Annotated in this window: 10 protein-coding genes and 2 pseudogenes; 5 read left to right on the top strand and 7 right to left on the bottom strand. The window is 64.4% G+C overall.

Annotation, left to right across the window (positions count from 1 at the left end; translation table 11 throughout):
* Nucleotides 1–12: 12 nt before the first annotated feature.
* The 7 genes and pseudogenes from AC3WLY_RS09745 to AC3WLY_RS09715 all read right to left on the bottom strand — a co-directional run.
* Nucleotides 13–8,334 (bottom strand): cadherin-like domain-containing protein, encoded by an 8,322-nt coding sequence (locus AC3WLY_RS09745; RefSeq protein ID WP_492308599.1) that lies wholly within the window; start codon nucleotides 8,332–8,334, stop codon nucleotides 13–15.
* Between the two features lie 17 nt (nucleotides 8,335–8,351).
* A complete protein-coding gene (locus AC3WLY_RS09740; protein WP_175962450.1) occupies nucleotides 8,352–9,884 on the bottom strand; it encodes a multicopper oxidase family protein in 1,533 nt (510 codons plus the stop codon).
* Between the two features lie 85 nt (nucleotides 9,885–9,969).
* The gene (locus AC3WLY_RS09735) at nucleotides 9,970–11,538 is read right to left on the bottom strand and encodes a multicopper oxidase domain-containing protein (protein ID WP_175962350.1); all 1,569 of its coding nucleotides are present in this window, start codon (nucleotides 11,536–11,538) and stop codon (nucleotides 9,970–9,972) included.
* A 549-nt stretch (nucleotides 11,539–12,087) separates the two neighbouring features.
* A complete protein-coding gene (locus tag AC3WLY_RS09730; protein WP_492308600.1) occupies nucleotides 12,088–12,453 on the bottom strand; it encodes a hypothetical protein in 366 nt (121 codons plus the stop codon).
* A 98-nt stretch (nucleotides 12,454–12,551) separates the two neighbouring features.
* On the bottom strand, nucleotides 12,552–15,710 hold the full coding sequence (locus AC3WLY_RS09725) for an autotransporter family protein (protein ID WP_492308601.1): 3,159 nt from the start codon (nucleotides 15,708–15,710) through the stop codon (nucleotides 12,552–12,554).
* A 284-nt stretch (nucleotides 15,711–15,994) separates the two neighbouring features.
* A pseudogene (locus AC3WLY_RS09720) lies at nucleotides 15,995–16,153 on the bottom strand (IS3 family transposase); the annotation flags it as partial.
* Between the two features lie 62 nt (nucleotides 16,154–16,215).
* Nucleotides 16,216–16,413, bottom strand: a pseudogene (locus tag AC3WLY_RS09715) (transposase domain-containing protein); the annotation flags it as partial.
* 462 nt (nucleotides 16,414–16,875) lie between these two features.
* Here AC3WLY_RS09715 and AC3WLY_RS09710 point away from each other — a divergent pair.
* From AC3WLY_RS09710 to AC3WLY_RS09690, 5 genes are all read left to right on the top strand, one after another.
* Nucleotides 16,876–17,502 (top strand): response regulator, encoded by a 627-nt coding sequence (locus AC3WLY_RS09710; RefSeq protein ID WP_492308602.1) that lies wholly within the window; start codon nucleotides 16,876–16,878, stop codon nucleotides 17,500–17,502.
* A gap of 61 nt (nucleotides 17,503–17,563) precedes the next feature.
* Nucleotides 17,564–21,253: an ATP-binding protein gene (locus AC3WLY_RS09705; protein ID WP_492332667.1), complete on the top strand. Its 3,690-nt coding sequence runs from the start codon at nucleotides 17,564–17,566 to the stop codon at nucleotides 21,251–21,253.
* A gap of 437 nt (nucleotides 21,254–21,690) precedes the next feature.
* On the top strand, nucleotides 21,691–21,837 hold the full coding sequence (locus AC3WLY_RS09700) for a hypothetical protein (protein ID WP_492308604.1): 147 nt from the start codon (nucleotides 21,691–21,693) through the stop codon (nucleotides 21,835–21,837).
* Nucleotides 21,838–21,954: 117 nt separating this feature from the next.
* Entirely contained in the window at nucleotides 21,955–22,596 is a 642-nt protein-coding gene (locus AC3WLY_RS09695) for a response regulator (protein ID WP_492308605.1), read from the top strand.
* 199 nt (nucleotides 22,597–22,795) lie between these two features.
* Nucleotides 22,796–24,073: a TolC family outer membrane protein gene (locus AC3WLY_RS09690; protein WP_492332666.1), complete on the top strand. Its 1,278-nt coding sequence runs from the start codon at nucleotides 22,796–22,798 to the stop codon at nucleotides 24,071–24,073.
* Nucleotides 24,074–24,106 lie beyond the last annotated feature (33 nt).

Below are 24,106 nucleotides of genomic sequence, written 5' to 3'. Positions count from 1 at the left end.
GCCCTCCCCCCTTCAAGGTTGATTCAGCACCGTGCCGAGCCGCGGCGGATTGATCTGCAGGCCGCCCACGACGCCGGTTGGCACGTTCCGCAGGTTCGGCACCGTGCCGCGCCCTGGCGGATTGATCGGCGGGCCGCCCACGACGCCGGTCGGCAGGTTCGGCACCGTGCCGAGGAGCCCTAGCGGATTGATCGGCAGGCCGCCCACGCCGCCGGTCGGCACGTTCAGCAACGTGCCGAGCGCCAGCGGATCGATCGGCAGACCAGCCACGAGCCCGGACGGCAAGAATTCGACCGCACCGATGTCGTACCTCCCCTGTTGCGGACGTGTCGTCCCGAAGAAATCGTGATTCGGCGCGCCCGCTTGCGTCCCGTTATTGATCGCGGGTGAACCCGCGCGCGGCGAGTAGTTGCCGAGCAGCACCCCGTAACCGGCGCTGCCTGACGTGATCGACATGTTGAACAGCGACAACGGGCCGTACGACATGTTGATCCACTGATTGCCCTCGTCTGGCACCGCCGACGGCAGCAGGCTGAACAGCGGGTTCGGCAGGACCGTGTCCGAGATGCCGGGCGGCACCGCGAACCCGTTTCCGCCTCCTTCCGGCGGCACGCGCGCCCCATTGCAGTACTGGCTCACGACCGACGGATTGGTCCCGCTGTTGTTCGCGCCCGGGTAGTCGCCCGCATCGGTCAGGATCGAGTACTGCGGGTGCAGCGTGAGACCCGACTGATGGTTGCCCGGGCCCGTGTCGCCATACGCGCCGATGTCCCAATAGACCGCGTTCGGATCGCAATAGCCCGTCGCATGCCCGGCCTGGTTCAACGTCGGGTTCAGCGCAACCGTGTTCTGCAGTCCGGGGATATTCGGATTCGATCCGGACACCGTGATGAAGAACGTGCGGTTCTGCCAGAACACGTTGTTGGTCAGTATCGGGTTCGAGAACGTCGTGCAGTTCGGCTGGCCCGCCGGACACGCGACGCCGGGTGCGGTGAACGCGGCGATGAAGTTCGCCGTATGCCGCGCGGTCTCGAGTCCGGCCGGCTGGTACGTCGACGTCGTGATCGGGTTGCACGTCGTTTGCGCGCCGACCGTGGTGCAGTTCGGCGGCCCGACGTTCGCCTGGCTGGCCGCATCCGTGTTGAACAGCACGCCGGCGGACGCCGTCGCGTCGTTCGAGATCACGGTGTTGTTGACGAAACTCACGCCCACCGCGTCCTGCAACGACACGCCGCCGCCGCCCCAGCCCGCGACATTGTTCGCAATGATGTTGTTGATGACGCGAACCGTGTACCAATTCGCCCTGTTGTTGGGGCTGCGCTGCACGTCCGTGCCGTTCACCTGCTGCAGCCGCAACCCGCCGCCCTTGCCGCTCTCCGCCGTGTTGCCCATGATCAGGTTGCCGTCGATCACGAGCCGCGGCCCGATACCGTCGGACAGTTGCGGTGCGCAGTCCACGTCGACCGTCGCGTTTTCGCAGAAGGTGCCATCCGGCGGCACGCCCTGTGCGATGATGCCGCCGCCGTAGGTGGGCAGTGTCGGGTTGTTGCTCTGGTTGAACAGCACCCAGTTGTGCGAGATATCGCCGGCGTAGCTGAACCCGAAGTGCGCGACGCCTCCGCCATCGCCGCTGCTCAGGTTGCCGCACACCCAGTTGTAGTTGAAGTGATAGTTGTCGGCGCCCGTGCAGAACACGACGCCTCCTGCCGACGACGGCGTGCTCGAATTGATTTCGTCGCCGTACGACGCGTTCGACGTCACCGCGTTGTGGTGCACGTTCACGGCTTTATTGAAGCCGAACGGAAGCTCGGTCACGCCATCGGCCGCGATCGTGCCGTCCGGCACCTCGACCTGGCCGACCGAGATGCCGCCCGTGAGCGTGCCGGCGTTCGCGAACACACGGTTGTTCGACACCTCCATCAGATGGTTCCAGCCGTGCAGGAAGATCCCGCCGCCACCTTGCGAGCTGTTCGTGACCGTGATGCCGTCGATGCGCGACGGATTGCACAGGAAGTTGCTCGGGTTATTCCTGCAATCCGGCGGGTTCGGCTGGAACAGGGTCGGGCCCGTGAGCGGCACGCAAATCCCGTTCGCGGTGCAGTTCGGGTCGGGCTGCGGCACGCCGCCCACCAGCACGTCCCTCACGCCCTTGCCGAGCACCGTGATGCCTGCGCCTTCGTAGGCGCCCATCAGCGTCGGCTCGAGCAGCATTTCGCCGAGGTTGCCGTTCAGGTTCGCGTCCCACCCCACGGTCGGCTCGAACGGGATCGGATCGACCTTGCGCTGCATCGCCGTCGGACAGGTGTACGTGCCGGTCGGATCGAACGGGTTCGATGCCGAGATCATTGCGCCGTTCATCGCGACGCCGAACAGGCAGTCGACCTCCCTGCGCCACGCGTCCATCTTGCCCGACGGATGCGTGTTCGCGTTGATCACCACCGACGGGGCGCCGACGCCCTGCAGCCGCACCGGCTTCCACATCACGACCATTTCGTTGTAGGTGCCTGGCCCCACGATGATCAGGTCGCCCGGGGTCGCCTTGTCGATCGCGGTCTGCAGCGCGTTGTTCGTCGCGTTCTCGCCGTTCACGAACGTCGGCGCCTTGCCGCCCACCGTCACGGTAACCGTGTCGATCGTGTTCTTGCCGTTTGCGGTCGTGACCACAAGTTCGCCGCAGGACGTCGGCGTCAACACGCCGCGTTGCTGAACCGTGCAGCTCGAGCCGATCAGCGGCGTCACGACGACATGGATCTCCGAGTCGGTCCACGACTGCACCGACGCCACCTGGCCGCCGATCGTGACCTTGCCTTGCGTCGCGCCGAAGCCGTAGTGGCGCTTGACGAATTTCTGGTTGAACGGCGCCGCGGTCGCGGCTGGTCCGTCGTACGCATGGTTCGGCACGACCTGATCGCCGAGCGCCTTGATCGTCAGTTGGTGACCGACCGCGCTGACCCACGGGCCCGCCCCTCCGCCGCTCGAATCGCCGGTCACGCTGGCAATCGCGGGCGTGCCGTCCGGGTACGCACAGTCAGGCGGGTTATAGCCGGAAGCAAACGCCTGGACCGGCACCACCGGCGTGTCCATGTACTGGGTCTGGCCGGGCATGAACGGAATCTCGTAGCAGAACTGGCTGTATGCCGGGTTGTACAACGGATCGCGGATCGTCTGGCCCGGATGCGCCGGGTCGGGCATGTCCGGATCGTTCATGCAGGCGACCATCATCGTCGGCGCGTAGCCGGTCGGATTCGGCGGGTTGACCTGCCACGTCGAATAGTTCAGCCCGTTGAAGATGCCCCACGAATCCGAATACGTGCGCGCCACTTCATTGCCGGCGAAGTCCTTCAACGAGACAGGCACGTTCGGCACCGCGAACTTCTCGCCGAACTGCGGCGAGTACGGATCGAACTCTGAGGAGAAGTCGTCGAGCATGAAGCCGGTGTAGTGCGCGGCGACATGCGTCGAGCTGAACAGCCAGAACTTCGCGAGCGCCGACATCTCGTTCGTGAGCGTGACCTCCTTGCGGTCGCACAGGTGCCGCGAGGCGCCCGCGAACGGCGCGACCTCCTTCGAGCCCGGAAACAGGCTGATGTAGTCCGGCACGATACGCAGCGCGCCGACGCACGGCCAGAACGTCTCGACACTGCCCGTGTCGCCTTCGTGCCGCGGCAGCGAGCCGAGGTCCGACGTCGGGTTCTGCGCATTGTTCGGGTTGAAGGTCGAATTCATCGCCGCCTGATCGGGCAGGATGAAGATATTGCCGAGGCCTCCGAACTGTTGCGTCACCGGGGCAATGTAGTTATCGCCGATCAGGATGTTCTTGTCTTCCTCCTTCACGAGCTCGTAGCCCGGCGGCACCACCACTTCGACCACATATTTCCCGGTCGGCAGCATCTGCGTGCCGTCGCCCGACGGGTTCGGCGTGCAGATCGTGCAATTCGTGGCCGTCGGCTTGCCCGTCGACGGGCTGCGCGCCGTCACGCTCGGGAACTGGTACATGCCGTCGTATGGCGCCGGCTGCACCTGGTTGAACGCGTGCATGCCGTCATAGCACTTGAACTGCGAATTCGCAGGCAACGCGCGATGCGTCGGGTCGAGCCACTGGGTGCTGTCCTTCAACGTGTAGAAGAACGGGTCGCTCGTCTCCTGCCCCGGGCAGTTCATGTTCGGAATGCCGTCGGAGCGGAAGCCCTGCGCCCAGTCGTCCCAGCTGCTCGTCTTCGTCGTATCGACCAGCGCGAGCGTCGTCGTGCCGTCCGCGGCCGTGCCCTCCTGGTACAGATTGACCGTCACATTCGGGATGTTCGGCGTCCAGCTCGTGTGAATGAGCAGCGCGGGGTCGTCGAACGGCCTCGTCGAAGCGTAGATCACCTCGCCCTTGATCCCGCCGTTCTCGGTCGGGAGGTACGGCGCCTTGCCGAACTCGATGAACGAATTCTGGCCCGAGAAGCCCTGCCAGCCTTCGGTCGTCACCCATGGCGGATCGATCCGCGCGGTCGACGGGGTCGTGCCGGACTGGTCGTTGCAGTCCGCGTCGTTGCAATACCTGGCGCCCGGCACGCGCAGGTTCGCCGGCAGATGCGCGGTCGACGATTCGATCGTGTTGGCGAAGTTCGCCGCAATGTTCGAGTTGCCTCCACCGGTCGTGCCGTCGACCGGGCCGCCCGCGTCATAGACCACGTGCACGCCCGTCTGTTTAAAGCGCGTCGTGTCGGCTTCGACCACATACCAGTTGAACAGCGGGAACACTTCGTTGAACCCGGCGAATCCGTTCAGGTCCGTGTTGTTGAAATTCGAATAGCTCCCGTCACGGAAACGGATGTTGGTCGGCACGAGCGTGAGCCCCGGCTCGCTATCCTGCGAGACGCCGTCGCTGTTCCGGTCGAAGAAGGTCCGCGTATACAGGTTCGTATGCCACTGGAGCACGGGAATGTCGCCGAGGTCCTTGGACTGTCCGCCCTTCAACTGCGTCGCCGTCGCCAGTCCGTCGACGATCTGGTCGTTCCATTGGTCGAAGACCGTGATGCGGAACGTGCCGTCGGGCAGGCCGCTGACCTTGAACGTGCCGTCGGCATTGCACTTGGTAAAGGCGATGTCCTCCCCGTCGGTGTCGCCGATGCTCACGTAGCACTGCGTGAAGCCAAGCGAGTCGCGCGAGCCCGAGCTGTACAGGTTCTCGTTCGGCGGGCGGCTGTAGTGCAGGTTCGTGATCCGGCCGGCGACCGAGTTGTTGCACGTCGCACCGGCGCACACCAGCGGCAGCCGTGCGTTGATGATCTTCGGATTCACGAAGCCGATCGACACGTGGAAGCCCGCGGGCCCGAACTCCTGGAAGTACGACGGACCGCCGACCTTGATGAACGCGTCGTGGGCCTTCTGCCCATCAAGCGTATTGGTCTGCAGCCATTCCTCGCCACGGCCGATCCGGTCGGCGCCCGCCGTCGCGACGACGCCATAGCGGCCCGGCATCATGTTCGCGATGACCGCCTGGCCGACGAGGGGCGACAGCGTCTTGCCGTCGGACTCGTATTTCGGGCAGGTCGGAATCATGCCGACGAGGCCGTCGCTCGACGTCGTCGAAATCGGGCATGCGTTCAGGCCCGTGGCAGGATCGATGGTGCCCTGCAGCGAGTTCGACAGCGGCATGTTGAACATGTCGTAGGTCATCTGCCCGGTGGCGTCGCCGGTGCCGCCCGCGTCGTCGAACAGCTTGATCTCGAATCCGCCGAGACCCGGCTCATGCGCACTGCCGAAATTATCGTTGCCACCGGTCACGTCCACTTCCCCGTTGACGGGCGCATCGTCCTCGAACACGAATACCGAGATCTTCGCGGTCTGCAACGGCGTCTCCTGCACGAGCACGTTGACGCTCTTCTGGGCCGGTGCGATCGGCGCGCCGCCCATCGTGTGGCCGCAAGCGCCCGTGCCCGGCGCGAAATCCGCCCCGCCCGGACCGGACGGGCAATCCTTCGAGATGTCAAACTGCCGCTTCGGCCCGGTGGGGTTGTTCGGGTCGACGGGCTGCGGGGCGCCTGCGCCGTTCGAGAAACTGTTGCCCGCGTCGCCCGGCAGGATCGAGATGTAGTAGTGCTTGGTCGGATCGAGCGACACCTGGCTCGGGTTGACCGCCACCTGTTGCGTTGCATTCGTACGGCACGCACCATCGCCGATGTCGCATACCGTGGGCACGTGCGTGTTGGTTGCAGGATCGAACACCGTCTGCCCCGACTCGCAAGCCACCGTACCGACGCAACCCGCCGCGACCACCGGCATATAGCTCGAATGGAAGCTCGTGCCGAGACTCGGCACCGGCAGCGGCGGACAGTTCGCTGGGCGCGGCGTCGTGTTCACCTGGCAGGCCGGATCGATCTGGAACGTGCGGTCTTCCTCGATGATCCACCGATAGTCGGTGAGTTGCACGGGCGTCTTGCCGGGCGCCGTGCTCGGCCCGTCCAGCACCTTTACTGCGAGCCCGCTGCCGCCCTTGAACGTGACGGCAACGTTCGCGGCGGCGCTCGGCGTGTTCTGCGAGTTGACCGCCGTATACTTGAAGGTTACACCTGCGGTCGCGGCGCCGACGGGCGGCGCGTTCGGCGTCACGGCGAACGAACCGTCCGCATTCAGCGTAACGGTGCCGCCGCTGACGCTGCCCGGCACCACTGCCGCGGTGAGCGGCAGACCACTGGGGTCCGTGTCGTTGCCGAGCACGCCCGGCGCGCCGATCTGCAGCCGCGACGCGATATTGCTCGTGTAGCTGTCGTCGTGGGCGACCGGCGGGCCGGACAGGCAGGCGGCAGCTTGCGTGCAGGCGGCCAGCGTCACCGTCGCGGTGATCGACGGATTGCCGTTCGCCTGATACACGAAGCTGTCCGAAGTCGTGCCGGCATTCGGCACGTAGCTGAATGTGCCGTCCGGGTTCAGCGTCACCGTGCCGTTTGCCGGCTTGGTCACGATCTGCACGCCATATACGCCGACGTCGTTGGCGATCACCCCTTTCCCGGGGTCCGCCACGGTCAGCGTGTTGCCCGCCACGAGGAAGTACTTGTCGGGATTGGCGACGGCATTCTGGCCGCCGCCCGCCGACGGAAGCGCGCCGTTATTGACGCTGAGATACGCCTGCATGCCGCCGTCGCGCTGGTTGTTGGTGGACAGGCTCAATTGCCGGTCGAACACCGGCAGCGCGGCTGCGTTCAGCCCCGGCGCGTTCATCAACACGTCGTAGGTCTTGCCGGCCGCCAGGAACACGGTGGACTGCACGCGCGGGTTGCCGGGCAGCAGATTGCCGTCTTCCGCGACGAGCGCGAACCCGGAAACCGCTGGATTGCCGGTCTGCGCACCGACCACCGACGGCACGTGCATCCGCAGGCCCGCGTTCACGAAGCGCAGGAGCACCTGGCCGGTCGACGCGGGCGCACTCGCGGGGAACGACGACAGGTTCGGATGCGTGCTATCGAAGGCGACGCCGTTGATCAGGTAATAACGCGGATCGTAGTTCACCGCCGGCGGATAGCAGGTGCCGAACGATGCGGAATGCGAGTCCCCGCAGCCTCCCGACAGACCCGACCACACCTTGGTTTCACTGAAGCCGGCAGTCGCCACGGCTGCAGCGACCGCGGCGTTCTGCACCGCATCGATTTCGCTCAGCACGAGCGGGACGTCGGCATCGTAGCCGACGCCCGGATAGGCAAGCGCCCGCGACGTCGCGGAGGCCGGTGTCCGCACCACGAGTACGCCATAGAGGCCCATCGGCCCCTGGATCGATGGATGGGAGCCCGACTCGATCAGATAGGTGCCGGGCCGCAGATTGTTCCACGTCAGCGCCGTTGTCGCGCCGTGAGCCACCTCCGTCGAGAACGACTGGACCCGGGGGCCTTGCGCGGGCGGCGTGAAGGTTGCGCCGCTGCCGGTGCCGGCGATCGGCCAGGTCGTCGCGGTCTGCGTCGGATGCACCGGGCTGGGAGTCGACGTCGCCGTCTTGCCGAGACCGCCACCGAGCTGGCCGACGATCACGAGCGATGTCGGCACGGAGGCCGGCAGACTGTTCGTGAGGTTGATCGTCAGCGACGCGCCGGACGGCACGGTGACGACCACCGGCGACCAGTTCGCCCCGGCGCCGGGATTGGCCGCCGCGCAGGTGGCCGGCGCCACGGCGGCGGCCGAGCACGTATAGCCCCACATCGGCACGATCTGGCCGTCGGGCATCATGGCCGTCGTGGCCTTCGCCGTCAGGCTTACGCTCTGGGCGAGCGATGCCTCGTTCGCTGCCAGAAGCATGGACGCAGCGAGACCCACCTTGACCAGGTGGAGGAGCACCGCCTTGAACTGGTTGAATCTCATGGCCGTTCTCCCCGCCTCTAGTTGCCTTCGTTGATCACGAAGGCTTGTGGATCAACGAGCATCATCATCATCATTCCGCCAGGGAAGATGTTGTTCGTGGTGATCTCGCGTTCATTGTGCGAATGCCACATGAATGCAAAGCCTGCTTCGCTTCCCGGTGGATTCGCGATCGTGCCGCTCGGTGGCGTCGTACCTGTCGGCGACGTCGCGCGAATCGTCGCATCCGGTCCGAGATAGGGGCTGCCGCCATACCACGCGCCGTTCGTCAGGATGTGCGAGTCGGGCAGCGTGACCGGTCCGCCGCTGCCGACGTTGCCGAACGGATGTGCTTCGAGCGCCTTGTTGTGGTCCGCGCACCATTCGTAGTAATTCGGTGCCGTCGGGTCTGCCGTGTAGTAGCCGTTCGCATCGGGAATGCACACGCTGCCGTCGCCCGGCTTGTGTCCGTAGATATCCCAGTTCAGGCCCTTGCCGGTCCAGTAGAAGATGCCGTCCATGGTTTCGCCCGGCGTCGTGGTCGTGGTGAACAGCAGCGGACCCGCGACCTTGGTCGCGTCCGACTTGGAGAGAATCAGGTTCCCGTCGCGCGCAAGCACGCGGACGTGATTGCCGTGTTCGTGGAACGGATGCTGCCAGCGGCCCGTACCGACGATTCGCAACAGCACCAATTCGCCGGGGTGCATGTGCGGATTGCCGTTGTAGGGCTGATGCGGATACTGGAACGAATAGTTGGGATCCATGTCGTCCGGCATCGAGCGGCCGTTGATCATGAAATACGCGGGGTGATAGGGCTCGGTCGCGACGGTCATGCAGCCCGTCGGCTGCGCGCACGTCTTGGCGGCCTCCTGCTCGGCCTGCGTATGGATGCGCGGATCCATTTCGGAGAACTGAAACAGATACTCGCGGTCGTAGCACGCCGACCCGTGGTTGTACGCCGCTGCCGCGTTGCGGTAGTCCGGCTGGCCGTCGGGCAGCGTCGCCGCGACAGTGCGGCACCCCTGCGGCACGGCAAGCACGCCCGGCGCCGACGTCGGCAAGACGATGATCGCGCCGTAGAGGCCCATTTCGATCTGCAGGTCGCCCCGTGTGCCGCTGTAGTAGGTGTGCGTGCCGGGCGTCGCCGCGACGAAGCTGTAGGTAACCGTGTTGCCGTGAGTCGCTTCGCGCGTGAGCAGCCCGGGCACGCCGGTGAGTGCGGCGGGACACGCGCCATTCTGGTCAAGCACCGCCGCGCACACCTGGAATCCCTGAAAGAGGATCGACGTGTTGCCCGCCGCTGCTGGCAGATTGTTCGTGAGCGTCACCGTAATCACGTCGCCCTGCTTCACGATCAGTGTCGGCCCGGGAATCTGCATGCTCGGGCAGTTCGCGCCCGTGATTCCCGCCGGCGAGAATCCTGCCGGCGCCGTGCGGCAGCCATAGCCCCATGAATAGACGCTCGTGCCGTCCGGCTGGCTGATGCGCCCCACCTCCGCGCTCAGTTCGAAGTGCGTACCGGTGATGCCCGGCGCCGCGGCCTGCACCGGCAGGCAGAGCAACGCGGCAAGCATCGCCACGGCTAGCCGCACAAGCCGTCCGACGCCGGTACGCGTTGCAATCCAGATGTGATGAGTGAAATGACCCACGATATTTCTCCTAGATGCAAGACTTCGTGGCCGGGTCCAACGCGCCCGAGCAGATGCGGACTTCCGTCATCAAGCCCCCGAAGTTCTCGGCGTCGTTCGACAGGTGATCGAGGTTCGGCGTGTAGAGGTAATAGACGGAACCTGGCGCGTACTTCGTCGTGTCGCTCGCATCGAGAATCACGTCAATGGATTCGCCACCGCCGAGCGTGATCGAGTTCGCGTAGTAAGTCAGGTCGTTGCCGGCCATGTCGCGCAGCAACCGGGCGTTGACGCCGATCACGTGCATCGGAACGCCGAGCGACGCGAGCGTCTGGAATTCGGTGACGTCGAGGTCGGAAATCCTGAGCAGCGCGCGGCCGCCGGCCGGAATATTGATGATGGTCGGCAGCGGCTGGGAATAATGCGGCGTGCCGTCGGCCACCGGAGTCTGCATCGCGCCGCTGGTCACGGTGTCCGGATAGCTGCGCCCGTTCAGCATGAAGTACTTGTCCTTCATGTCGGTGAACGGTTCCGGATTGAACGTCATCCCGACGAAATGGAAGTTCGGATCGAAGCCGTGTATCTGCACCGGATACTCGACGTCATACGCGGTCGAACCGTCGCCGTCGTTGTACGCGTACAGCGTCGGCTTGCCGCTCTTGTCGTTGGCATGCAGCGCGGTGTTCGAAGGCGGCAGCGGGGTCGAGCACAGAATGTCGTTGCCGCACCGGGTACGAAGATCGCCTTGCTGCGTCACCAGCGCGTTGTACAGCGACCTGCCGGCCGGTACCCGGTTCTGGCGCGGCCGCACGAAGATCTGGCCGACCATGCCCATCTGCAGGTGCTCGGGCGGCGTGATGTGACAGTGCCAGAAGTAGGTGCCGGCATCGGGCGCGAGATAGTAGTAGGTAAAGCTGCCGCCGATGTTGATCGCCACCGACGCATCCGGCACGCCGTCATAAAACGCCGATGCATTCGGATAGCCGTGGAAGTGCACCGTATGCTGCTCGAACAGGTCGGGGCGCATGATCATGCCGACGTTCGTGAGCGTCAGGAAGAACTCGTCGTCCTCGTCGATCGCCATAGCGGGCGCCGGCATGTTGCCGTTCATCACGCCGATATCCATGATCGGACGCGGATCCACGTGGCCGGTCAACTGGCCCGGCGGCGAGGATTCCGGATCGGGCACGAGCCCGACCGCGCCATTGAAGGTCGGGTCCGTTCTCGGATCGCCGACCGTGTTGAACACTGCCGCGAACTCCGTACCGGGGCGGCCCGCCTGGATGTCGGCAATGCCGGACAACGGACCGAAGGAAAACAGATACGTCTGCGTACCGTCGGCCATCGTCGCATACCCGTCTCCGCCCGAGATCTGCTGGCACTTGATGGCGCCGTTGACGACGCCCGTCGGCGCGGAGTTTTGCCCGGTGAACGACGGCCGGGTATAGGCCGGTTCCGCCGCACCGAGCGGCAGCGCGGTCGGATGGGACGGCGTGGTGAACGGGCATTGAACACGAAACGACTGGGCAAACGAAGGAGCGGCGCACAAGAGGAGCAACAGTGCCGCCACACTGCTGCAATACGCGCGGGTACTGAACATATGACCTCCATCCTAGGGGTCAACCAGCGATACGCGCTGGACGTCATGCTCTGCTGCGGACGCGGGCCGGGGACGTCATCGCACTGACCCGTATCTGGATTCTGCAGATGCACGCGTCGGCCCGGCATGGGGCACCCCCCTACTTTTGCGTAGGGGGGCCCCGGCGAGCGGAGGCGTCACGCTCCGTACGGCGACGGGTGCGCGGCCCGCCGGCCGCGCCCGGCGGGCGCAAGCCGGGTTTGCGCGGGACCGGAGTCGTGCGTCGGCGCAGCGGGCGGATCCGGACGGATCGGGGCTATCTGGCCGACCTGCGATCGGCGTGCGTGCCGCGCGACGGATCATCGGGCGACAAGCGCCCGGACCGGGTCACGGCAGCGGGCGACGGCACATGGAGGGACGTCACGACAGCGGTCGTCCACGCTGCCCGCCGAGGTACCGGCGCGTGGCGCGGGAAGATCGACGGCATATTGTGGAAATCGTCCCGATAGCCGAAATTAATTAAAATCATGGGTCCGGCAATGTCGGGCGCGTCGAAAGGCGCGGACTTTGCTACCGTGGAACGGTGTTCTTTCGATCCCGGCCGACTGGACTGTCAGCGGATAACGTATTGGTGAACATCAAAGTTTGCTGGTCACGGTGCTTCGCGGCACCGGTAGTCACAACCATTTCATCGAGATACCGCTTGTGGCCTCGCTCCGGCAACGGCCAGCGGCCCCGCTTCGCGATTTCCGAACCAAAGCGCATCGACCACTTGCGGACTGTTTCGTATGTGATCTCAATGCCGCGCGCGGCCAGCATTCCCTTGACCATGCGCAGGTTGAACGGCAACCGGTCGTACAACCAGACGACATGGTTGATTACACCGGGCGGAAACCGGTTACCCTTGAAGAAAATCGACTCATCGGTCGCCGGCACATTTTCTTCACGCCCAATGTTGCCCCCTACGCAAGTCGACAATACCCGCCTGTCGTATCCGCTCGGTCCAAGATTTCACGAACGTTCGTCGTGCCGCATCACCACATATAGCGCACCCCGATATTCCCGCTTACGCCTCGGCGGCGTTCGCCTCCGAGGTTATGGACGTAGCGAGCGGAAGCATATAATACCCCTTGCTTTCCGTAGCTGGCGGTGAAGCCAAGCCCAACGTCGAGCCAAGTTCGCGACAGCGTCGTATCGATCGGCGTCCCACCTACGACGGTTTGGCCTGGCGAGAAGAAATCGCGCAGCAAGTTGGCCGTGAAATACGGAGTCAGGGCGCTGGATTTCGTCGCGTTCTCCATGTCGGAGCGCAGCAAACGGAAACCGATGCGTCCGCGCAGCGCGTGGGTCGTGGTGCCCGAAATGGCGGACACGTTGTCATTGAAGCCTTTCAGGTTGAGGTATTGATAAGCAAGTTGAATCTGCGGTTCGACCGCGAGCGGCAACCGCGGAACGTGAAAGGCTTTGCCCAGCTCTTCGGATACCGCTACGCCGAACCCGTTCTGGCTCGCCGTATTACCGGTGACATCGCCATACCGATTGTGGTAGTGATTGAACTGAATGACGCTGTCAGCATAAGCGCCATCCGAGAAATACCGCGTCCAGTAGCCACCGAAACCTTGTGTTTGCGTTTCGACCGTGCCAGTTGCCGTGCCGAGTCCCGCGATGCTGCGCATTCGATCGGAGAAGTCCGCCGATGCGGAACCGAAGTTCAGCGTGACGCCTGCATGAGTGCTGCCCCCTGCCATATCGCGCGCGAGCGTCCAGTCCTTGCCGACTTGGACGACCATGCTTCGGCTGTCTGCCGAAAAGCGCGAAATCGCGTCTGCCTGCAACATCTGTCCCTCGATACGGCCCCAAACGCCGTGGTTACCCGTATTCAGCGGCGCAGCCGCGCCCGGAACGTCGCCTACTCGTCGATGAAGCGTGCCCAGGACGGAAAAGCCCACATTGGCATTCAGCTGCGGCGTCATTACGTAGCCGACCGCGCCGGGACGATAGGCGATCGGGGCTGACGGGATGGTCGGCGCATCCTGACTGGTGATGATATCGCTGGCCGGCACTGGCGCGGAATGGTCGCTCGAGGACGAATCGTCGGCCGTGGACTGATCGGATGACGAAGACTGGCTTTCCAGCGTCGAGCGCAGATACCAGTTTCCATTGGCCGCGTCGCTACCCGTCCCGCCCTTGTACAGCGTATAAACGTAGGCGCCGGCCTCGATCGGCACGGACTGCGTGAACGTGCCGCCGGACGTGCCATCGACCTGAATTACCTTGATGCCGTCGCCTGTGGTCAGCGCTCCGAGCCCTTGCGCGTTGATGATCTGCACGCCGGTATTGCCCGAGGTGGAGCCCTGCACATGCAGCAGATCGGTGACCGATGAAGAGTCGCCGAGCACCGTATTCATTACCAGCAGGCCATCATTGCCTGCGTAGTCCCCGGTCACGTTGAGCGCGGTTCCCGCCATCGTGCCGAAGTGGATGGTACCGCTATTGTGCGCGCCCGCAACGGTTTGGCTGAACCCGTGCAGATCCAGCATCGCGCCGCCGGCGACAGTGAAGCTCGACGTGGCGCTGAACGCGCCGGCCGAACCGGCTTGCAAGATGCCGGCGCTGACCGTGGTGTTGCCGGAATAGGCATTCTCGCCCGAAAGCGTCAAGGTGCCGGTGCCCGTTTTTTGGAGTGAGCCGGTGCCGGCGATCGTGGCGTTCAGCGCCGTATCGAATTCGCCGGTATCAACGACGCCACCGTTGGCGCCCAGCGTCACGCCGCCTGCATTGAGCTGAGCCGGCCCGAGATAGCGCACGGTGCCGTTGTCGAGCGTCAACGAACTGATGTTCGACGCCCCCGTCACATTCCATATCGAGCTGTTTCGCAGTCTCACATCCAGGGTCGACGTGGCATCCACGTCGGCGGAACCGCTCAGGGTCGAGCCGTCAGCGACGATGTTCAGCGTAGCGCCGCTGTCGGCGATCATCGCATGGGTTCCCGCCGTGACCGTCGAGTTGTCCAGGTGCACGGACAGCGCCGCCCCGCTCGCATGAAGGCCATTGGCCTGAGCCGATTCCAGTGTGCTGTCGGCAAAGCTGGCTGAGGCGGCGCTCGTCGTGTCGTACGACGCGCTGTAGAGGACGTCAGAACCGGCGCCAGTTGCTGCCAGCGTGCTGTCCGCCACCGACAGGTTGGTGCCGCCTGCGACATAGGCAGCCGGCGCGTTCTGCCCCGACGTGCTGACCGTCAGACCCGACGCGCTGATGGACGGCGCGGTCGTGCCGGGGTCACCGGCCGTCGCCGGCATGCCCGCGACCACGAGCCCCCATGCATCGTCCCCGGTCGTCGAGACGGAGCCGCCCTCGAGCCGCATCTGCGCGCCGAACAGGGCGGCGGCGCCGAAACTGCTGGCGCCCGACGTCAGCACCTCAGCATTCGCTACGTTCAGCGTGGCGTTGTCCGAAGCGAGTAGGCCTGCCGAATGGTGGCCTGTCGTGGTGATCGTGCTGTCCGAAACCTGGACGACATTCTCGGTCGTGCCGTTGCCGATCGCACCTTGCGCACCAATCTGGACTCCCGTTGCGTTGCTGCCCGCGGTGACGATCGACACATCGTCGAGCGTGGTCAGCCCGCCTCCCTGATTGTATGCTCCGATGCCGTTGTTGCCCGAGGTAGAAACGATGGTGCCGGTTGCGTTCAGGTTCGAACCCGTACCGATCGTATACAAGCCGTACGCATTTTGTCCGGAGGTAGCGACTGAACCACCTTGCAGCGTGATCGTGCTGTTGTCGCTCGCCTCTATGCCGTGCGACCAATTTCCAATGGTCGTTACCGCAGTACTGTCGAGTGCCGCCGTCGCATTGCCGAAGAGTGCATGGATGGCTGGCGACTGCGACCCGGTGGTCGCCACCGAACTGTCACTGAGCTTGACGTTGGCGCCATCTGAAACATAGACGGCTTGCGCATTACTACCCGCCGTCCTAATGGCGGCCGAACCGGTTGCGGTGCCACCTTTAGTTACGAAAAGGCCATATCCACTCACGAAGTTGCTGGTCGTCGAGATGACGCCGTCGACTTTGACAGTCGAGTCGCCGGTAACGGAAACGGCCTGAGCGCGAACCACCGACGATACGAGCAACAGAACGGCTGCCGCGATACTCTTCCTCCGAAACAATCGGGATGACGCAACACCTTGAGTCATGTGCTTCCTTACTCGCTTCTTTTACAAATTTAAATTATCAGGAGCGCATAATATAAAGTTCAGAATGCCCTCTACAGAGATTAATAGCTTGGATTATTACGTCGGGTCGGTCTATAGAAGAAACCTTAAAACCGATAGGAGCTCAAGCGGCTCAGCCTGGCCACCCGATCAGGAATATCGGGAGTTGGTTCAAAGCTGTGGACCGACGCCACGCGCATAGCGAGGGGGCCATTACTGTCGAGCGTGCGGATCGTCGCCGGCGGCTTGCTGCCCCGTTGGCTCGCGCTCACGCGCAGCGGCTCACCGTTGTCGCAACGAAACTCGAAGCCGTCTGAACACCAGTGCTGATTGCTTTTCGCGACGGCGACCTTGCCGCCATGCCGACGCAGTGGCATGGGCCTACGCCCAAGCAGCAAGCCAAGTACGCGAATGCCACGATAGACCGTAAGCACCCGGTAAAGGCACCGAGGCTCGTGAGTGCCGCTGATCGAGCCGCGGCAAGCGTCCAGCGATGCGGAAGCAGCGCCGCGATGTCGTCGGCAAGATGCGTGGGCAGTCGGGTAAGCACGTCTTTCAGGTAGGCGTACGGATCATGACCGTTAAGCTGCGCCGACCGGATCAGGCTCATGATCGAGGCTGCACGTTGCCCCGCGCGCAGTGAGCCGGCGAACAGCCAGTTCGAGCGGCCAGTCGCCGCAGACCGAGCAACGCTCTTTCGAACTTTTCTGATTTGTCGCGCCGGACCGGCAGCTTATGATTGGCTACCGTCAGTAACGGACCGTACGAACAGTGCGATAGCCGCGTCCTGCGTCGGGGCGGACATCGCTTGTTTTCAAATCGTGGCAATACGGTTTGATGGGGAAAGCGTCCGAGATGAAAATAACTCAAGCAATAGCAATACTATGCGCATAAACGACAGATTCCGAGTCATTTGCAGAATTGTGCTCGGTTCACGGAGCGCCGGCACGGCTGGTTGCGGGATTCGACGGGAACACGCAGGAAGATCCCGCAAGAATCTTCGATTTGGAATGTTCATCGCGGTGACGCTTCACGCAAAGCGAGCACCCATGTCGTCAGTCGCGGCTGCCTACGCGGGCGCTGCCGTCATCGGCGACGGTGCCCGCCGAAGGTGGGGCATGTCATCAGGCTACCCTGAGAGTCAACCATGTCCGCCGTTCTGATCGTCGATGACCACCCCGCCATTGAGTTTGCAATCCGTACCGTGCTGTCCAGAGACCGGGAATTCGATCAGTTTTACGAAGCGGACAACGCGATCGATGCCATGACGCTCCTGCGCGCGCACCCGATCGACTTGGTCATTCTCGATATCGAGATTCCGGGCGGCGACGGTCTGCGTTTGCTGAAGCGGGTCCGCGAGGAAGGACTGAAAACCAGGATTCTGGCCTTGTCCGCGCTGGACGAAAAGATCTATTCGATTCGGACCTGCCGGGCCGGAGCCAATGGCTTCGTCAGCAAACGCAGCGGCATGGCCGAGATCCACAACGCGGTGAAGGTCATCCTGTCCGGCTACTTGTTCTTCCCGGCGGAAGCCATGTCGGCCCTTTACGGAAACCACACGAGTAGCGCCACAAGCAACATGGGAGGACTGACGGATCGCGAGCTGACGGTGCTGCGCGGACTCGCGCGCGGCTCGTCGAACAGGCAGATCGGCGAGGATCTGTGCATCAGCAACAAGACGGTCAGCACGTACAAATCCAACATATTCGCGAAGCTTGGGGTGTCGTCGGTCGTGGGTCTGGCCGACTACGCAAAAAAGAACGGTCTGATCTGAACATGACGTGCTGCAAGCCACACCGCCAATCAATAGCAACGGGGTTCGCACCGTCGACACGATGACGAAGCAATCCTGCCTTGGGTCGAAGGCGGGCGCGGCCGCGCGCCGCACAGCCGCCAAGTGGTTGGTCGCGCTGTGCTTCGTATCGGTGGGCGCCGACGCGAGTGCGTCGGCCCCGGAAAACCCGCCGCGCACGCTGCAACTGCGCAGTAATAGTCAAGGCCACCAGGCGGAGGCCCGGCGTCTGAGCCCATCACATTCACCCGAAACGGTGCGGGTCGCGGTCGTGCGCGACGGCTGTGTCCCACTCAACCTGTACCGCGATAGCGGCCTGTACGAAGGTATTACCGCGGATTATCTCCATACCATCCAGCAGTCCGGCGCGCTTCGCTTCGAGATCCGGATGTTCGAGACGCGTGCGCAGGCCTACGCTGCTCTGGCAAGCGGAAAGGTCGACCTGATCGGCGGCATCCAGCCGGAAGGCGACCGGCATTGGCTCCGATCGCTGCCGTATTTCACTGACCGGGAAGTCGAAGTGCGCCCACTCGGAGCAAGACGCCACGTGGACGCCACGCCGGCACCACCGGAACGCCCCGCGGTGGCGACCAATGAACTCGGCAATGCGGACTTCCGCGCACGCTACCAGCATGAAGGAACCACCGTCTATCCGGCGGCGCTGAGCGCGCTGCAAGCAGTGGCCTATGGCTCGGCCGACGTATTTATCGGCCTGGCCACCGAAGCGAACTACCTGATCGACCAATTGCAGTTGCCCCTGTCGATCACGCGTTTCGCCGATGTCGACGCATCGCCGTTCGTGTTCCTCGCCCGCGCCACCGACACGGGCCTGATCAATCGCATCAACGCGGCGCTGCAAGCGATTCCGATCCGCACGGTCGTGGAAATCGAGCGACGCTGGTTCGGCTCGGCGAATCATTTCAAGCTCGGTCGGGAGCTCGTGCTGACCTCGGAAGAGCGCGCGTACATCAGCACGCATCCCGCCGTTCGCTATGCCGCCACGATCGACTTGCCGCCCTATCTGTTCGCGGAAGGCAGCCGCGGAGCGATCACGGGCCTCGCCGTCGACGTCATGGAGCTGATCGGCGAGCGCACCGGCCTGACCTTCCAGCCGGTGTCATTCGGCACCCGGCGCGAATCCTTCGAGGCACTGACTGACGGTCGGGTCGACTTGCTGCCGGACATTCCGCTCGGCCGCGCGCATCCGAACGGGATGACGCCGGCCGCGTCGTATGCACAGACACTGTGGGTCCTGGTGGTCCGGGCCGGCAACGGCGCTATTGCCCGCACCACGCACCTGGGTGGCAAGCGCATCGGCATCATGCCCGAGACGCGCGGGTTCCAGCGCTTCGATCCGGAACCGATCACGGGCGAGCCGATGCTGATCGAGGGGCGCGACGTCCCGACGCTGTTTCGCATGCTGCTCGACGGCAGCGTCGATGCGATTTCCCTGCCGGGCGCCACTGCCAACTACTTCATCGCGCAGTCCGACCTCGCTCGGTCGGTCGAGGTCGTGACGCCGGTTGACGAGTCGGTCACCCGCATTGCGATGGCGGTACGGCCCGACAACGAACTGCTGCTGGGCATCATCAACAAGGTCCTCGAGTCGACGCCCCCCGAGGATCTCGACGCGTTGCGGCACGACCGGATGCGCTACCGCCCGACCAACGTGATTGCCGGCTGGTCCACGATGCAGCGCAGGCGGATCGTCAACGCGCTCACGGCGCTGTCCGTCCTGCTGAGCTTGGGCGCGGGCGCGCTCGGTGTGATCCGCTCCCGTGAGCGGCGCCACGCGCGCGACATGCGCGAGCGCATCGCGTTGCAGGATGCCCTGATCAATGCGCTGCCCTTTTCGGTTTATCTGCGCCAGGCAGACGGACGCGTCGTCAGTTGCAACGCCTCCTTCGCCGACGCCTACGGCCTGCCACGGGACGCGCTCGTCGGCGCTGACGTGCTCCCCACGCCCACCCGCAGGCAACATGTGTTGAACGCGATACTCGAGAAGCTGTACCGGGCCGCGCTGACGAAGCGCCGCGCCCAATTCGCCGACAAAACCTTGCCGGGTAACGGATGCGAATCGGATCTGTTCATCTGGGCGATTCCGTTTGGCTGTCCGGGCTCGGGCGAGGATGCCGTATTGGGCGGCTGGATCGACATCACACTTCGTAAGCAGACCGAACGGTCTCTGAAGCACGCGATGCTCGACGCGAAGACCGCGAACCAGGCCAAGAGTACGCTTCTCGCGACCATCAGCCACGAGATCCGCACGCCGATGCATGCCATTCTCGGCTTGCTCGAACTGGAACTCAACGGTCCCGGCTCGCCGGGCCGGGACGCCATCCGGACGGTGCGCAAAACTGCACAATCGCTGTTGCACCTGATCAACGACCTGCTCGACACGTCCAAGGCCGAGGCGGGAGAGCTTCAACTCGAGCCCTGCCCTACCGACGTTGCGACCGGCCTCGAACAGCCGTTATTGATATTTCGGACGCTCTGCGCGGAAAAAGGCCTGACGCTGAAGACGGATATCGATCCCGGCATGCCGACGACACTGCTGATGGATGGCCTGCGGATGCGCCAGATCATCGGTAACCTGCTGGGCAATGCACTGAAGTTCACCGACAGCGGCGGCATCAACCTGAGCCTGCGATGGCAACCGGACGGCGATTCCCACGGCACACTCGAGATCGTGGTGCGTGACACCGGAGTCGGCATCCGCGCGGAGGACCAGACCCGTCTCTTCCGGCCGTTCGGGCAGGCCGCCGGTACCGGCGTCGACTTCGGCGGCACGGGTCTCGGGCTGTGGATCTGCCGCACGCTGGTCGCCCGAATGGGCGGCCGGATCGTGCTGGAGAGCCGGCTTGGCGAAGGTACGGAGGTGCGTGTCTCGGTTCCGCTCATGCAGGCGACACCAACCCGGCCAACACCGGCGACGCTGCCGATACCCCAAGACTGGGCGCAATGGCGGCGCGTGCTCGTGGTCGACGATCATGCGCCGAACCGCATGCTGCTGGTTCGCCAGCTACGCGCGCTCGGCTTCGAGTCAACCATCGAAGCCAGCGACGGGGACCAGGCGCTTGCCCTGCTGGAACACGAAACGGTGGACGTGATCCTGACCGACTGTTCGATGTCGCGCATGAACGGCTATGCGTTCGCCGCCGCGGTGCGAGCGGACGAGCGATGGCGCGATCTGCCGATCTTCGGGTGCAGTGCCGACGCGCGGGCCGAAGCGCGCAAGCTCGCACTGTCCGCGGGCATGACCGCCTTCATGACCAAGCCGGTCGCACTGGCGGATCTGATGCATACGTTCAATGCACATCTGCGCGACGCGACATCCGTCGACCGCCGCGCCCCGGACCGGGCCGACGCCTCGGAACAGGGTGCGATGGCAATCGCCACAAGCCGCAACCTTTGCGCGATCGCCAGCGACGATCTGGACGCCCGCGACGCACTGATCGCAGCCCTCGTGGAAAGCAACGAGGCCGATATGCAGGCCTTGCACCAGGCCATGAATGCCGGAGACGCCGACACCGCGGTCGGGATCGCGCACCGCATCAAGGGCGGTTCCCAGATCATGGGCGAGGCAGAACTCGAGCACGCCTGCGTCCGGCTGGAGCAGCTTCTGCGGGAACGCGACATGGCGGGCGCCAGAATCCAGGCCGAATGCGTCATCGCACGGTGCACCGCCATGCACGCGCGTCTGAGCGCGCTGCAACGGGATGCGATCGAGTGAGCGAAATCCCCCCGGCCTGACCGACAGCGGCACGATCGGCCTATCGATCCGACGGCGATCGCCAGGGTGTCGATATCGACCCGATAGCGCGCCCCACTTTGGGATTTTGCATCGAGCGCGCTTCCTCGTCTTGCCGCAGCGCATGTGGATCGCGTCACGCCAGATCCGGCGATGCCGATCGTGAACATCTCCCGGACGACGCCCGTCTCCCGGCCAGCGGCCCGATTGCGGCATTCCGGTTCGAACAGATAGCGAATGCACATTGCATGGAAGCGGGCGTCGATAGCTCGCTCGTTGCCGCGGCCAACCTTGTCGACCACCGTTTTCGTGTTGTCGTCATGCCGCAGCGCGGCGCACCGCCGAACCGCCTTGTCCGTCGAAAAATGTCCTGACGTGGGACGCCATCGCGGAAATGCATCCGCCGGATCTTAGCCAACATGCTCGCCGTCACCACGCCGGCTCACCTGCCCGGCGTGGTCGGTTATCAACCCGCCTGGGAAATTTCCGATGCCGTTCTCGGAAAAATGCCAGCGCGTCTTCCGACGCTGCCTATCGAACGCGACGGGTCACACGAGGAAGAATAACGCCCATGCGCACCGGCCTCTACGCCCGGTGTTACCGGATCACGCGAGACAGTCGCTCATGTCGTGCCCGGCTCGTATCGGCGGCGCGACTCTCGTGTTCATTCTTCAGGATCTCACATGGCAAGCATCACGTTGTCGATCGCCGACGATCATCCGGTCGTCCTGCTTTCACTCAGGCTGCTCGTCGAACGCGAGCCTGTGTTGCAACTGCGGCATGTGTGCAGAAACGGACGCGACCTCGTTTCCGCGTTGATGCGTGAGCCGACCGAACTGGTGTTGACCGATCTCACGATGCCCGCGCCAGGCGGTTCGTACGACGGCCTGGCGTTGTTGCGCGCCGTGCGCAGATCGGCACCGCGCAGCAAGGTGATCGTCCTGACCGCGCAGAGCAATGCCGCGATTTTGACAAAAGCGATGCAGCTCGGCGTGCGCGCGCTGGTCGGCAAGTCCGATCCGCCTCAGGAGGTCGTCAGGGCCTGCATGCACGTCCACACGGAAGCGACTTGCTATCTGTCGCCGGTGATGCGCAAGAACCTGGAAGACAACCGATCGTCGCACACGCTGGGCCGTGGCCTGACTCACAAGGAACTCGACGTCGTGCGCCTGACGGTAATCGGACTCTCGCTGTCGGAAATCGCGTCGCAATACCGGCGTTCGGTGAGCACCGTCTCGTCGCAGAAATACACCGCGATGCGCAAGCTCGGCGTCGATTCCACCGCGGAACTGATTCGCTATGCGATCGACAGTGGGCTGGTATGAAAGCAATCCTCAATACTTCGATCGCGCAACACAGGACATCAGCACCCAAAAAATGGACGGATTGAGATTTTCACGGCGGACGGCGGCATTCAAACTTGCTGTCTCGACTGCCAACAGGGCGGGCGCATGCGGCGCCGGCGTTGCGCGCCTGCGGCGCCCGGTCGCGTGGGCATTACTGTCGTTCGCATGCGCCGCATCGGTGCCGGCGGCGCACGGAACGACACTGCCGCAGGCAGTCGAGACGGCACGCGTGTTCGACACTGCGATCTCCGCGGCGCGTCACTCCGAGCGCGCCGGCGCGCAGAAGCGCTGGCAAGGACTGGCCGGACTCCTGCCGAAGGTGCAGCTCGAAGGCTCGTACACGCGCCAGGATCAGCCGAGCGCGTCGTACGCGGCCGGCGTGCGACGTCACTACTACGCGGTCACCGTGACGCAGCCGCTGTTCGACCTCAGCCGCTACGCCGACTACCAGCGCGGCGTAGCGCAGGCTGGCGGAGCCGAGGTGGAACTCGCCAGTGCGCAGCAGCAGCTCGTGATCAACGTTGCCGATGCGTTCTTCGAGGTCCTGTACCAGCGCGAAGTTCTGCAGGCCGCGCGCGCCGCCAAGCAGGCGTTCGGGAAGCAACTCGAGCAGGCGCGTCTCGCGCTGGGCATCGGCGAAGGCACCCGGACCGAGGTCGACGAGGCGCAGGCCAATTACGACGACGCGCAGGCGCGCGAGATCGGCGCGACCAACGACCTCGAAGTCGCGGGCGGCACTTACACGCGCCTGACCGGATTGTCGGCGGCCGATATCGATCCGCTGAGCGGCGTTTGCCGGCCGGCGCCGCCGATGACCGAGATGGAGGACACACTCGCGCGCGCGGAAACGGACAACCTCGAAGTCCGCGCGGCCGTGTTCCAGCTGGACGAGTCGCAGGCCGACATCAAGGCGGCGAGCGCGTCCCATTTGCCGGTGGTGAACCTGCAAGGCAGCTACGGCAGCAACTGGAGCCGCGCGCAGAACAGCAACGTCCTCGACGACCTGTTCGGCACGACGTCGAAGACGCGGTCGTCGATGATCGGCATCACGGTGACGATCCCGCTGTTCTCCGGCGGCGCGGGGATATCGATGTCGCGCGAGGCATACAGCCGCCGCGCGCAGCGCAGCGACCTGCTGGAGGACGCGCGCCGGCGCGCGCGCCAGGATGCGCGGTCCGCGTTCCTCGGCATCGTCAACGGCGTGGCCAAGCTCAAGGCGCAACAGCGTGCGGTGGAATCCGCGCACAGCCGCGTCGAGTCCACGCACTACGGCCGCGAGGTCGGGCTGCGCACCAGCGTCGACGAGCTGACGGCGCAGCAGAAGTATTTCGAGGCGGTGCGGGATCTTGCCGATGCGCGCTTCCGCTCTATCACCGCACGGCTGCAGTTGTCGGCCGTGCTGGGCACGATCGCTCAGGACGACCTGGGCGCTTTTGGATGTTTGACTGCCGACTAGGCGTAGGTCGCCTAGGGTTTCGTTGATGGATTT

The organism is Burkholderia sp. FW306-1C-G01B, from assembly GCF_058781685.1.
The sequence above is the reverse complement of the archived record's forward strand: the minus strand, read 5'-3'. Positions and strand labels throughout refer to the sequence as shown.

Bases quoted from the DNA above. Each gene is read 5' to 3' on its own strand.
- AC3WLY_RS09745 (WP_492308599.1), bottom strand. From the start codon at position 8,334: ATGAGATTCAACCAGTTCAAGGCGGTGCTCCTCCACCTGGTCAAGGTG.
- AC3WLY_RS09740 (WP_175962450.1), bottom strand. From the start codon at position 9,884: ATGCTTGCCGCGTTGCTCTGCCTGCCGGTGCAGGCCGCGGCGCCGGGC.
- AC3WLY_RS09735 (WP_175962350.1), bottom strand. From the start codon at position 11,538: ATGTTCAGTACCCGCGCGTATTGCAGCAGTGTGGCGGCACTGTTGCTC.
- AC3WLY_RS09725 (WP_492308601.1), bottom strand. From the start codon at position 15,710: ATGACTCAAGGTGTTGCGTCATCCCGATTGTTTCGGAGGAAGAGTATC.
- AC3WLY_RS09710 (WP_492308602.1), top strand. From the start codon at position 16,876: ATGTCCGCCGTTCTGATCGTCGATGACCACCCCGCCATTGAGTTTGCA.
- AC3WLY_RS09705 (WP_492332667.1), top strand. From the start codon at position 17,564: ATGACGAAGCAATCCTGCCTTGGGTCGAAGGCGGGCGCGGCCGCGCGC.
- AC3WLY_RS09700 (WP_492308604.1), top strand. From the start codon at position 21,691: ATGCTCGCCGTCACCACGCCGGCTCACCTGCCCGGCGTGGTCGGTTAT.
- AC3WLY_RS09695 (WP_492308605.1), top strand. From the start codon at position 21,955: ATGGCAAGCATCACGTTGTCGATCGCCGACGATCATCCGGTCGTCCTG.